Origin of the sequence: Gordonia sp. UCD-TK1 (assembly GCF_001691435.1) — a bacterium.
Classification (GTDB): Bacteria; Actinomycetota; Actinomycetes; order Mycobacteriales; family Mycobacteriaceae; genus Gordonia; species Gordonia hongkongensis.
Genome location: NZ_LZMP01000035.1, coordinates 167,221 through 179,393 on the forward strand (window position 1 = coordinate 167,221; position 12,173 = coordinate 179,393).

Below are 12,173 nucleotides of genomic sequence, written 5' to 3' on the forward strand. Positions count from 1 at the left end.
GGCTCGACGTTCGCATCGAACGTCGGGCCGGGGCGGAGTCGTGTCTCGGCCGTGTCCGGTGCGCGCATGTGCGTACGTTGGATTGGGTACGAGAGTGGCGACCGCACAAGTGAGCAACCGAAAGTGAGCATCCAGTGACTCGAGTGGCGATCATCGGCGGACACGGCAAGATAGCGCTGCGGCTGGCGCGGATTCTGTCGGAACGCGGCGACGAGGTGACCTCGATCATCCGCAATCCCGAACACGCCGAAGACGTCGCGGACACCGGGGCCGTTCCCGTGGTCGCCGACGTCGAGACCCTCGACACCACCGGCATCGCCACCGCGATCTCCGGCCACGACGCGGTGGTGTGGACCGCGGGGGCCGGCGGCGGCGATCCGAAGCGGACGTACGCCGTGGACCGCGATGCCGCGATCCGGTCCATGGACGCCGCCGTGCGGGCCGGAGTCCGCAGGTACGTGATGGTGTCCTACTTCGGCGCCGGACCCGATCACGGTGTGCCCGAGGACAACTCTTTCCACGCCTACGCCGAGGCCAAGGCGGCTGCGGACACGTACCTGAAGTCCACGGAACTCGACTGGACGATCCTCGGACCCAGCAAGCTGACCGACGAGAACGGCACCGGCAGCATCACGCTCGGCGGCGACCGGGTCGAGGGTGACCAGGTCAGCCGGGACAACGTCGCCCAGGTCGCGGCGGCCGTTCTCGACCATCCGGCGGCGGTGCACGAGGTGATCGAGTTCAACGACGGCGACACCCCGATCCTCGATGCCTTCCCACGGTCCTGAGGAGCCGGATTCCCCTCTTGCCGCCGTTATCGCGGCTTGTCGCGCGATCGTCGGCGACGCGCATGTCCTCACCGACCCGGACGCCACGGCAGGGTTCCTGACCGACTGGACCGGGCGGTATCGCGGAGCGGCGGAGGCGGTGGTCCGGCCCCGCACCACCGACGAGGTCTCGCGCGTGCTCACCGAATGCGACCGGTCGGGCATCCGGGTCTGCGCGCAGGGCGGCAACACCGGACTCGTCGGCGGCTCGGTGCCACCGGCCGCCGCCGTCGGCGAGCGCTGGATCGTGCTGTCGACGGTGCGGATGACCGACATCGACGAGGTGGACACCGTCGGTCGTTGTGTCGGCGCCCAGGCCGGCGCGACCGTCGAATCCATCGACCTCCGCGCCGCGGCGCACGGCCTGTCGTTCGGTATCGACCTCGCCTCCCGCCAGAGCGCGACCGCGGGCGGGGTCGTGTCGACCAATGCCGGTGGGACGCGGATGATCCGGCGGGGCAACGCGAGGTCGCAGATCGCGGGGATCGAGGCCGTCCTGGCCGACGGCCGCGTGCTCCGCCGGTGGACATCCCTCGTCAAAGACAATGTGGGATACGACCTTCCAGCCCTCCTGGCCGGTAGCGAGGGAACCCTCGCGGTGATCACCCGGGTCCTGTTCCGACTCGTCGCGCCGCCCTCGGCCGCGACCGTCGCGGTCGCCTCGATCGAGCGCGTCGAGAACGCCATCGGGCTGATCGGCGCCGCGTCGGCGGCGGGACTGACCGTCGAGGCCGCCGAACTGATGACCGAGGCCGGGGTTGCGCTCGTCGCCGAGTACGGCCACCGGCGCCCGACGACGACGCCGGGACCGTTCTATGTCCTTCTCGAGGTGTCGGGGACCGGGGACATCGAGACCGCCACCGCGGAGCTCTTCGGTGATGCCACCGGGATCATCGACGCCGTGCTCGCGCCGGCGCCGGCTTGCGCCCTGTGGTCCGGTCGCGAGGGCCACACCGAGGCCATCGCCCGGTCGAGCGCGACACCGGTCGTCAAGCTCGACATCTCGGTTCCGATCCGGGCACTGCCCGAGGCATTCGCCGAACTGTCCCGTGTGGGTTCCGAAAACGAATTTCCCTGTCGCCCTATTCTTTTCGGACACGTGGGTGACGGCAACATCCACGTCAACCTGCTCGACGTCCCGCCGGCGCAGGCCGGCGCGGTCACCGACCACGTGTTCGGGATCGTGGCCGCCAACGGCGGGAGCATCAGTGCCGAGCACGGTATCGGCCGCGCGAAGTCGGCCTGGACGCACCTCGGCCGTGACGCCACCGACCTTGCGACCATGCGCGCGATCAAGGACGCGCTGGACCCGCGGGGAACCCTGAACCCGGGGGTGATCTTTCCGTGAGGACCGTACCGGTGGACCGAACCGGGCGGCGCGGGCGGCGGGCGCACGGAAATCCTGCGATCATGCACGGGTGGCTGATGTGAACCTCGATGGGTTGACCGCACTGGCGGATCGCTACGGCGTCGCTTCCAGCTATGTCGGCTGGGGTGACGAGCGGCACGAGGTGGATCCGGACACATTGGTCGCGGTGCTCCGGGCGCTAGACGTCCCCGCGGGTTCGCCCGAGGAGATCGAGAACTCGATTCGCGAGATCGACGAACAACCGTGGCGTGAGTTCGTCCCGGCCGTGACCGTCGTGACCGAGGGCTCGGGAGCCACGTTCGCCGTGCATGTTCCGCACGGGCACCTGGTGAAGGTGTGGGTGGTCAGCGAAACCGGTGACGACGTCGCGGCCCCCCAACTCGATGTCTGGGTCGAGCCGCGCGAGGTCGACGGCGTGCTGATCGGCCGTGCGACGTTCGCGGTGCCCGACGACCTCCCCACCGGATATCACCAGATCAAGGCGCTCGATCTCGACGATTCATCGGCCTCGAGCGCGCCCCTGATCGTGACGCCGCGCCGACTGCACACCGCCGACCGGCTGATCGGCCGGAAGCGATGGGGACTCGCGGCGCAGCTGTACTCGATCCGATCGGCTGACTCGTGGGGCGTGGGCGACTTCGCCGATCTCGCCGGGATCTGCGAGGTGGCCGCCAGTGCGTACGGCGCCGACTTCGTCCAGGTCAATCCACTTCACGCCGCCCAGCCGAAAGCGCCGATCGAGGCGTCGCCGTACCTGCCGGTGACGAGACGATTCGTCAACCCGCTCTACATCCGGATCACCGACATCCCCGAGCTGGACGGGCTGTCGAAGTCGCAGCGCAAGTGGGTCAAGGCGTTGAAGCGCAGCTTCCTCGACGAGAACACCGCGACCGACAAGATCCGGCGCAACAAGGCATTCCGCGCCAAGCTGGAAGCACTCGAACTCATCTACGGCGTCCCGCTCGCCCCGGCTCGTGCGCACGCCTACCGCGCATTCCGGCGCCGGGAGGGGAAGGGCCTCAAGCGTTTCGCGACGTGGTGCGCGCTGGCCGAGCGGTACGACGCCGACGACCCGCGCTGGCAGGGCAAGTTCGCAGACCCCGCGTACATGAAGAAGAAGCGTCGAAAGATGGCCCGGCGCATCGACTTCCACATGTGGCTGCAGTGGATCTGCGACGAGCAACTGGCCACCGCCGCGCACGCGGCGCGATCGGCCGGCATGGAGATCGGTGTGATGGCCGATCTCGCGGTCGGGGTCGCTCGGCACAGCGCCGATGCATGGGCCCTCGGTGACGTGCTCGCCTCCGGTGCGACGGTGGGGGCGCCGCCCGACGGTTTCAACCAGCAGGGCCAGGACTGGGACCAACCGCCGTGGCATCCACGACGCCTCGCCGAGGCCGGTTACGAGCCCTACCGCGACATGATCCGCACCGTCCTCCGACACGCGGGCGGTGTGCGCGTCGATCACATCCTGGGATTGTTCCGGCTCTGGTGGATACCCGACGGCAGCAGCCCGGCCCAGGGCACCTATGTGCACTACGACAGCGAGGCGCTGATCGGCATCCTGGCGCTCGAGGCGCACCGCGCCGACGCGGTGGTCGTCGGCGAGGATCTCGGGGTGTTCGAACCGTCGGTGCAGGACTCACTCCGCGAACGCGGAATCCTCGGCACGTCGATCCTGTGGTTCGAACAGGGGCCCGACGCCGCGACCCCGCCCGAGGACTACCGCGAGCTGTGTCTGACCTCGGTGACGACCCACGATCTGCCCCCGACCGTGGGATATCTGGCGGGCGACCACATCACGCTGCGATCGCGGCTGGGCCTGCTCGCCTCCGGGGAGGACGCGGAGCGGGCGCGCGATGCACGTGAACGCGACGCCGTCCTCGAACTCGCCTACGAACGCGGCCTGCTGTCCCGGGACACCCCGCTGACCGACCCGAAGGTCGTCGACGCTCTCTACGCCGTGATCGCCCACAGCCCGTCGGTACTGCTGAGCGTCGCCCTGGTGGATGCGGTGGGGGAGCGACGAATCCAGAACCAGCCGGGCACCGACAGCAGTCAGTACCCGAACTGGTGTGTCCCGCTGGCCAATTCGGAGGGCGACGTCGTGCTCGTCGAGGACCTCGTCAGCAGCGTGCGCTTCCGCCGCCTCGTGTCGGTGCTCAACGAGTCGGGCGTGCCAGGTTCCTGACCGAGACGATGGTCAGTACGAGTGCGATGAGGGCCAGCAGAGCGACCCCGATGTTGAAGGCGATCCCGGCGGGCCGGAGACCCCAGTGCTGCGCGGTGATTCCCTGGCCGACGATCGGGATCGAGATCGCGACGTAGGCGACGACGAAGTAGGTCGAGGTGACCTCGGCCTTGCGTCCCGCCGGGGTCGCCGCGACCACCGACGCCAGTCCCTTGCTGAACGACATGCCCTGCCCCACACCGCAGATCACCGCTCCGCCCAGCAACGCCGGGGTCGATGCGGCGACCAGTCCCAGGATCGACAGGCCGGTCCCGAGGATGAGGATGGCGCAGCCGGCGATCAGGGCCGGTTCGGTCGGCATCCGGCGCACGACGATCTGGGTGACCGCCGAGGACGCGAACAGGACGAACACCAGGAAACCGGTGAACGCGTGGTCGTCGATGCCGAGGATGTTCGTGACGAAGGACGGCATCACGCCGGTGAAGGTGCCCATCACCGCGAATCCGGCGAATGCGGCGATCGACGCCCGGACGAAGACGCCGCGGATGTCGGCCGGGACCGACAGCCGCTGGATGCTCAGCCGGGCGCCGGGGACGACGTCCACCGTCTCGGGCAGCCGCCAGATGCCGAGGAAGACCAGGACCAGTAGCGCCAGATCGAGTACGAACGGGGTGTGCAGCGGGGACGGGGCGTACTCGGCGAGGACTCCGGCGATCAGCGGTCCGAGGCCCAGGCCGCCGATGTTGGCCGCGGTCGCCACGGCCGGGGCGCGTCCCCGCCACGACGCGGGGGCCAGTTCGATGACCGCGGTGGTGGCGGCGCCGGCGTAGATGCCCGCGGACAGACCCGACAGCACCCGGCCCAGCAGCAACTGCCAGACCGGGCCGGCCGTGAGGAAGACGACGGCGCTGACCGCCGACAGGATCGCGCCGGCGATGAGCATCTTGCGCCGGCCGATGACGTCGGACCAGCGTCCGAAGCCGATCAGCGCGGCGATGACGCCGGCCGCGTACACGGCAAAGATCACGGTCGTGGTGGTCACGCCGAAATCGAGTTCCTCGCCGTAGATCGCGTAGAGCGGTGTGGGCAGCGTGGTGCCCAGCATGATCACGGCGAAGGCGTAGACCGCCGCGGCGAAGGATGCGCCGGTCGGCGCAGGGGAGGCGGGGGTATGCGAACGGTCAGACATGGCAGCTGACACGCTACCGCCGCGTCCGGGAGGGTCCGGCCCTGGTCTCCCGGCTGTGTGCTGGGTTACGGTAACTGTCGGTAACGGTAATTAAGGGTGAGCGACGAGGGGGTGTCGGATGCAACCAGAACTCGACGTCGTGATCGTGGGTGCCGGCTTCGGCGGGATGGGTGCCGCGATCGAACTGAAGCGACAGGGCTTGGACAACATCGCGATCCTCGAGCGGGAGGACGACCTGGGCGGGACGTGGCACGTGAACCACTACCCGGGACTCGCCGTCGACATCGCGTCGGTCACCTACTCCTATTCCTTCGAGCCCAACCCGTACTGGTCCCGGCTGTTCGCCCCCGGAGCAGAGCTGAAGCGTTACGCCCACCACGTCGCCGACAAGTACGACCTCAAGCGGCACATGGAATTCGGAACGGTCGTCGAGTCCGCGACCTGGGACCCCGACGAGCAGCTGTGGCGCGTCCGCACCGCATCCGGCACCGAACGCACGGCGCGTTATCTGGTGACCGCGACCGGGTTCCTGTCCCAGCCGCACGTCCCGGAGTTCCCGGGCATCAAGAACTTCGCGGGCACGATCCTGCACACCGCGGACTGGCAGGACGGGTTCGACTTCACCGGTAAGAAGGTCGCCGTGATCGGTACCGGCGCGACCGCGGTGCAGCTCATCCCCGAGATCGCCGCCCGCGCCGAGGCCCTGACCGTCTTCCAGCGCACCGCGATCTGGGTGGTGCCCAAGATCGACTTCGCGATCCCGTCGCTCGTCCAGCAACTGTTCGGCCGGTTCCCGCTCACCCAGCGTGCTGCGCGACTGGTGAACTCGTCGCTTCTCGAACTGCTGATGGTGTTCGGCGTCCTGCACTACAAGCAGGTGAAGCCCGGCAACAAACTCGCCGCCCGACTGGCCCAGGCGCACCTGCGGCGCCAGATCGCCGACCCGGAACTACGGCGGAAGCTCACCCCGGACTACGACTTTGGCTGCAAACGCCCCACCTTCTCCAACACCTACTTCGCCAGCTTCGCCCAGCCGAACGTGAGCCTGCAGACCAGTGGCATCGCCCGCCTCGAAGCCGATGCGATCCTCGCCGCGGACGGCACCCGGACCGAGATCGACACCCTCGTTCTCGCCACCGGGTTCAACCTCTGGGACACCAACTTCCCGGCCTTCGACATCGTCGGCCGGGACGGGCGCAACCTCGGCGAGTTCTGGCGCGAGAACCGCTTCCAGGCCTACGAGGGCGTCACCGTCCCGAAGTTCCCGAACCTGTTGTCCCTCAACAGTCCTTACTCCTACAGCGGCCTGTCGTACTTCACGACCATCGAAGGGCAGATGAAGCACATCGCCCGCCTCTTCGGAGAACTGCGCCGCCGCGGGCAACGGACGTTCGAGGTGACCGAGGAGGCCAACGACGCCTTCCTCGACGAGGTGACCGATCGTCTGCAGTCCTCGGTGTTCTACAACGGGGACTGCGCGACGTCACGCAGTTACTACTTCAACCAGCACGGCGAGGCGACGCTGCTCCGCCCGGCCTCGACGCTGCGGACTCTCCGCGAGATGGACTCGTTCCCGTTGCGCGACTACGAGTTCAGCTGAGCGCTCCTCTCCGACAGCTCCCTGAGGAGCGCCCGGAGTTTGCGGCGGGCCCGCCCTCACCCCTTGCTCCCTGAGGAGCGCCCGGAGCTTGCGGAGGGCGCGTCACGAAGGGTTCAGCAACTCCGGCCCGTTGTTGGCGACGCGGTTGACCAGCGGGGCGACCTCGCGGATCGCGATCGCATCGACCAGCGACTCGGCGGGTGGGGCGAACAGCTCATCGGGTGCCCGGCCGTCCGGGTCGAGCCAGGCATTCCAGTGTTCGTACGGCATGATCAGCGGCATCCGGTCGTGGACGTCGCGCAGCTCCCCGACCGCGTCGGTGGTGAGGATGGAACAACTGAGCAGTGGCTGGGCGGCCTTCTCGGACGACTCGGGGTCGGTCTTGGGGTGCCAGACCGACCACAACCCGGCCATGAAGAGCCGGGTCCCGTCCTGCGGCGACATGAAGAACGGGATCTTGGTGGGTTTGCCCTTGCTGTCGGCCGGACCCTTCTTCCACTCGTACCAGCCGTCCATCGGCACGAGGCAACGCCGCGACTTGACCGACGAACGGAACGAACTCTTCTCCGCGGCGCTCTCGGCGCGCGCGTTGAACAGCAGCGGCCCCTTCCCGACCTCCTTCGCCCACGGCGGCACCAGCCCCCAGCGCATCGCGCGGACGCGGAGCAGCGGATCGTCGTCGGGATCGTCGGGCGAGTGTCGCTTGACGACGGTCATCACGGTCGTGGTCGGCGCGACGTTGTAGTTCACGCCCGGTGACCGGGGCGCCGCATCGAGATCGGTGGAGTCCGCACCCGCCGGCTCGGGTACCTCGTTGACCGCATCGATCTCGGCTGCCAGCTTCGCCGGGTCGGTGGTCACCGCATAGCGTCCGCACATGGTGTCCATGCTGCCCTAATGGTGGCCCGGCCTCGTGATGAGTGCCCGTTCCGATGACCGACGATCAGGCGACGGCGATGTCGGCGACGACGGCCTCGGTGACGGACACCAGATCGGCCGGGGCCAGCTCGATCTCGAGCCCGCGCTTGCCGGCGCTGCACAGCACCCGGTCGAAGCGCGTGGCCGACGAGTCGACGACGGTCGGCAACCGGGTCCGCTGGCCGACCGGGGACACGCCGCCGAGAACGTAGCCGGTGGTCCGGGTGACCGCCTTGGCGTCGGCCATCTTCGCCTTCGACGCGCCGAGTGCGGCGGCCGCCGATTTGAGCGACAGCTTGGCCGGCACCGGGACCACCGCCACCGCCAGGCCGGGCCGGTCCCCGCCGGATAGTTCGATGACCAGCGTCTTGAAGATCTGCTCGGCACGGACACCGAGGGTTTCGGCGAGAGCGGCGACCGCCTCCGCGCCGTAGGCCTCCGATCGGGGGTCGTGCGCGTACCGGTGCACCGAGTGGTCGATCCGGGCGCGTTCGAGCGCGGCGATCGCCGGGGTGGACGCCATGGTCGGTTACCTCCTGGTCGTGAGCGGGGTCGCGGCTGAGCGCGTGCGCACGAGGCCGCGGTGATCCGCGCCGAGACGATCGCGGGGGCGGGCCGGGAACAAACCGCGCGGTGCGCTCTGTTGGGACTGATCGGACAACGGACGTATGAAGACGGACACGAAGGAGGTCAGAGGCATATGAGCACAGCGGCCGTGATGGAGCTCCCGCAGCGCGTCGAACCGAGGCCTCTCTCGGTGGGGGACGGGTCGGTAAGCTTGATCGACAACATCTCCGTGATGCCTCCCATCGAAGGGATCGTAGTGTCCGACACAGAAGCATCCGACACAGAGTCACCCGATTCCGGCCGTACCGGGAGCGCCAAGGCGCCTCGCCGGGCCGATCCGAACGAGTCGCCGGAACAGCTGACCGAGCGGTTCGAGCGTGACGCGCTGCCGCTGCTCGACCAGATGTACGGTGCCGCGCTGCGGATGACCCGCAATCCCGCCGACGCCGAGGACCTGGTCCAGGAGACCTACATCAAGGCGTTCACCGCGTTCGCGTCGTTCCGGGAGGGCACCAACCTCAAGGCCTGGCTCTACCGGATTCTCACCAACACCTACATCAACGGCTACCGCAAGAAGCAGCGTCAGCCCGCGCAGTACCCGACCGACGAGATCACCGACTGGCAGATCGCGGCGACCGCCGAACACACCTCGCAGGGGTTGCGGTCGGCGGAGATCGAGGCGCTCGACGCCCTCCCCGACGACGAGATCAAGGCCGCGCTGCAGGATCTGCCGGAAGACTTCCGGATGGCCGTCTACTACGCCGATGTGGAAGGCCTGCCGTACAAGGAGATCGCCGAGATCATGGACACCCCGATCGGTACCGTCATGTCCCGACTGCACCGCGGTCGCCGTCAGCTGCGTGAGCTGCTGGCCGACGTCGCGCGTGAGCGCGGGTTCAATCGTTCCGCACGTGCGGCGGCGGATGCGGAGGTGGCGCGATGAGCGACGTCGATCCGGAGCTGACCCAGCTCGACTGCTCGGCCGTCATCGCCGATGTCTGGCTCCTGCTGGACAACGAGTGCGACCAGAACGCCCGGGAACGACTCCAGGGCCATCTCGACTCCTGCCCGTCGTGCCTGGCGCACTACGGCATCGAGCAGCAGCTCAAGGCGCTCGTCAACCGGAAGTGCGGCGGCGACCAGGCACCGCAGAGCCTGCGCGACCGTCTGCGCATCGAGATCCGCAAGACCGTGATCGTGCACGAGGTCTCCGAATCCGATCGCTGATCGCGTCGAGAACACACCAAAAAGCCCGGGCGGCCTGTGAAGGCCGTACCGGGCTTTTTGGCTTGCTCGCTCGCCGAGACCGCGTGGTGCGGTGATCAGGCGTTGGGGCGCTTGCCGTGGTTGGCAGCGTTCTTCTTACGAGCACGCTTCTTGCGTCCGCGCTTTCCCATGACGCATCTCCTTCATTGCGGGGCGGGCGCCGTGGGACCGGGCCCGCCGTGTACTGGTTCAGCTGTGCTGAGACAACCCTGGCATCGGCCGGGGAGGACATCCCTGGTGTCATCCGGGGAAGACATCCCTGGTGATCGGGACATCACAGTGTCTCAGGGATTCTCCCACGTACCAAAAACACCTCTGCTGACGCCCCCGGCACCGGGACCTCCGGGTACGACGCCGTGGGCTAATTTGGGTGCATGGCAGAAGACGTTGTGGCAGAGATCGTCGCGAGTGTCCTCGAGGTGCGCGTCGCCGCGGGGGAGCAGATCGAGGTCGGCGACACCCTGGTCCTGCTGGAGTCGATGAAGATGGAGATCCCCGTGCTGGCCGAGGAGCCGGGCACGCTCGCCGAGGTCAAGGTCGAGGTCGGCGACGTCATCCAGGCCGGCGATGTGATCGCCGTCTACGAGTAGTAGTGAACCGGCCCCGGCCCGTCGTCGCCCCCGTGTCCTGAGATGTCCACCCTCTCCGACCTGCTCGCCGAACACACCACGCTGTCCGACTCGGCAGCCGCGCATCTGCAGCGACTCGTCGCCGAATGGCAACTGCTCGCCGACCTCTCGTTCGCCGACCTCCTGTTGTCGGTGCGCACGGAGGCGGGCGCGGTCGTCACGGTCGCGCAATGCCGTCCCAACACGGCCTCGACGGTCTTCCCGACGGACGAGGTCGGCCGCGTCATCGACACCGAAGCACATCCACAGGTGTTGCGCGCCTTCACCTCCGCCCGCATCCTGCGCGACGAGGACCCCACCTGGTTCGGCGCGACGGCCATGCGGCAGGAAGCGGTTCCGGTCGGCTTCGACGGCGAGGTGATCGCCGTGGCGACCCGAGCTGTCGACCTCACCCACCCGCGCCTGCCGTCGCCGCTCGAACTCGCCTATCAGGACTCGGCCGACGATCTGTGCCAGATGGTCGCCGACGGCACGTTTCCGCACGAGGAGGGGAATCCGCGCGGGCTGTCGACGCCCCGCGCCGGCGACGGCTTCGTCCGTCTCGATGGACAGGGCCTCGTCACCTACACCAGCCCGAACGCGCTGTCGGCCTTCCACCGGATGGGGTGGACCGCCGAACTCAATCACACGCGCTTGTCCGACGTCGTCAAGCAACTCATCACCGAACCGTTCGAGGCCGACGACGTCGCACTGATGCTCGACATCGCGGCCGGCGTCGCCGAGATCCCGACCGGCCCCTACCGCGACATCGGGATGCGCGTGGAGGCAGACGCCCGCCGCGCGACGGCCCTGATCCGCGCCGTGCCGCTCCGTCCGCGGGGCGAGACGACCGGAACCGTCGTCCTGATCCGGGACGTCACCGAGGTCAAGCGACGCGACCGCGCACTCATCAGCAAAGACGCCACCATCCGCGAGATCCACCACCGGGTGAAGAACAACCTGCAGTCGGTCTCGGCGCTGTTGCGACTACAGGCGCGGCGCACGTCGAACTCCGATGCCCGCGAGGCGCTCAACGAGGCGGTGCGCCGAGTGGCCTCCATCGCGCTCGTCCACGAGTTGTTGTCGGGCAGCGTGGACGAGGAGGTCGACCTCGACGAGGTCGTCGATCGTCTGGTCCCGATCCTGGTCGATGTCGCGTCGGGGGAGGCGAGGGTGGCTGTGCGCCATCGCGATCGGCTCGGCGTGCTGACCGCCGAACTCGCGATGCCGCTGGTGATGGTCCTCACCGAACTCATCCAGAACGCGATCGAACACGGCTTCGACGGCGCGCCGCACGATGACGCCGAGATCGCGGTCGTCGCCGAACGGGATGTGCGCGGCCTTCGAATAGCGGTCCGCGACAACGGTTCCGGTCTTCCGGAGCATTTCGATCTGGCCACGTCCGACCATCTCGGCCTGCAGATCGTCAAGACCTTGGTGTCCATCGAACTGGGCGGTGAACTCGATGTCCGGTCCAATCCGGGTGGCCCGGGAACCGAAGTGGGTGTCTACATTCCGCTACGCTCGTGAGCCGTGGTCGCGGACCGCATTGTCTGACCGCGGTTTCCGCCGGACAGTGGGGACGAGTGCACGAAAAAACCCGGCCGTGGCCGGGTTTCTTCGAGTCCGGGACGACGC

The 12,173-nt window shown here is 68.3% G+C and carries 11 protein-coding genes; 8 read left to right on the forward strand and 3 right to left on the reverse strand.

Going from position 1 to position 12,173, the window contains the following annotated elements:
- The first annotated feature begins 134 nt into the window (after window positions 1–134).
- The 3 genes from A9310_RS18515 (at window position 135) to malQ (ending at window position 4,387) form a co-directional block, all read left to right on the forward strand.
- A complete protein-coding gene (locus tag A9310_RS18515; RefSeq protein WP_165629752.1) occupies window positions 135–788 on the forward strand; it encodes an SDR family oxidoreductase in 654 nt (217 codons plus the stop codon).
- Window positions 769–2,175: an FAD-binding oxidoreductase gene (locus A9310_RS18520; RefSeq protein ID WP_083207442.1), complete on the forward strand. Its 1,407-nt coding sequence runs from the start codon at window positions 769–771 to the stop codon at window positions 2,173–2,175. The genes A9310_RS18515 and A9310_RS18520 overlap by 20 nt, the downstream gene beginning before the upstream one ends.
- Before the next feature lie 79 nt (window positions 2,176–2,254).
- On the forward strand, window positions 2,255–4,387 hold the full coding sequence (malQ, locus tag A9310_RS18525; RefSeq protein ID WP_058251908.1) for a 4-alpha-glucanotransferase: 2,133 nt from the start codon (window positions 2,255–2,257) through the stop codon (window positions 4,385–4,387).
- Here malQ and A9310_RS18530 read toward each other — a convergent pair.
- Window positions 4,359–5,576: an MFS transporter gene (locus A9310_RS18530; RefSeq protein WP_058251907.1), complete on the reverse strand. Its 1,218-nt coding sequence runs from the start codon at window positions 5,574–5,576 to the stop codon at window positions 4,359–4,361. The genes malQ and A9310_RS18530 overlap by 29 nt on opposite strands.
- Before the next feature lie 118 nt (window positions 5,577–5,694).
- Here A9310_RS18530 and A9310_RS18535 point away from each other — a divergent pair, with 118 nt between their 5' ends.
- Window positions 5,695–7,176, forward strand: a complete 1,482-nt coding sequence (locus tag A9310_RS18535; RefSeq protein ID WP_058251906.1) for an NAD(P)/FAD-dependent oxidoreductase — start codon at window positions 5,695–5,697, stop codon at window positions 7,174–7,176.
- Between the two features lie 102 nt (window positions 7,177–7,278).
- On the opposite strand, the gene A9310_RS18540 is transcribed toward A9310_RS18535, so the two are convergent.
- On the reverse strand, window positions 7,279–8,055 hold the full coding sequence (locus A9310_RS18540; protein WP_058252015.1) for an SOS response-associated peptidase: 777 nt from the start codon (window positions 8,053–8,055) through the stop codon (window positions 7,279–7,281).
- Window positions 8,056–8,119: 64 nt separating this feature from the next.
- A complete protein-coding gene (gene ybaK, locus A9310_RS18545; protein ID WP_058251905.1) occupies window positions 8,120–8,617 on the reverse strand; it encodes a Cys-tRNA(Pro) deacylase in 498 nt (165 codons plus the stop codon).
- Window positions 8,618–8,794: 177 nt separating this feature from the next.
- Between ybaK and A9310_RS18550 the strand changes: the two genes are divergently transcribed.
- The 4 genes from A9310_RS18550 (at window position 8,795) to A9310_RS18565 (ending at window position 12,065) form a co-directional block, all read left to right on the forward strand.
- Complete coding sequence (locus tag A9310_RS18550) at window positions 8,795–9,604, forward strand: sigma-70 family RNA polymerase sigma factor (RefSeq protein WP_065631871.1); 810 nt, start codon at window positions 8,795–8,797, stop codon at window positions 9,602–9,604.
- Window positions 9,601–9,888 (forward strand): mycothiol system anti-sigma-R factor, encoded by a 288-nt coding sequence (gene rsrA, locus A9310_RS18555; protein ID WP_055475556.1) that lies wholly within the window; start codon window positions 9,601–9,603, stop codon window positions 9,886–9,888. The genes A9310_RS18550 and rsrA overlap by 4 nt, the downstream gene beginning before the upstream one ends.
- 413 nt (window positions 9,889–10,301) lie before the next feature.
- Window positions 10,302–10,517, forward strand: coding sequence for a biotin/lipoyl-binding carrier protein (locus A9310_RS18560; protein WP_055475555.1), 216 nt, complete (start codon window positions 10,302–10,304; stop codon window positions 10,515–10,517).
- 42 nt (window positions 10,518–10,559) lie between these two features.
- A complete protein-coding gene (locus A9310_RS18565; protein ID WP_065631872.1) occupies window positions 10,560–12,065 on the forward strand; it encodes a sensor histidine kinase in 1,506 nt (501 codons plus the stop codon).
- Window positions 12,066–12,173: the final 108 nt, after the last annotated feature.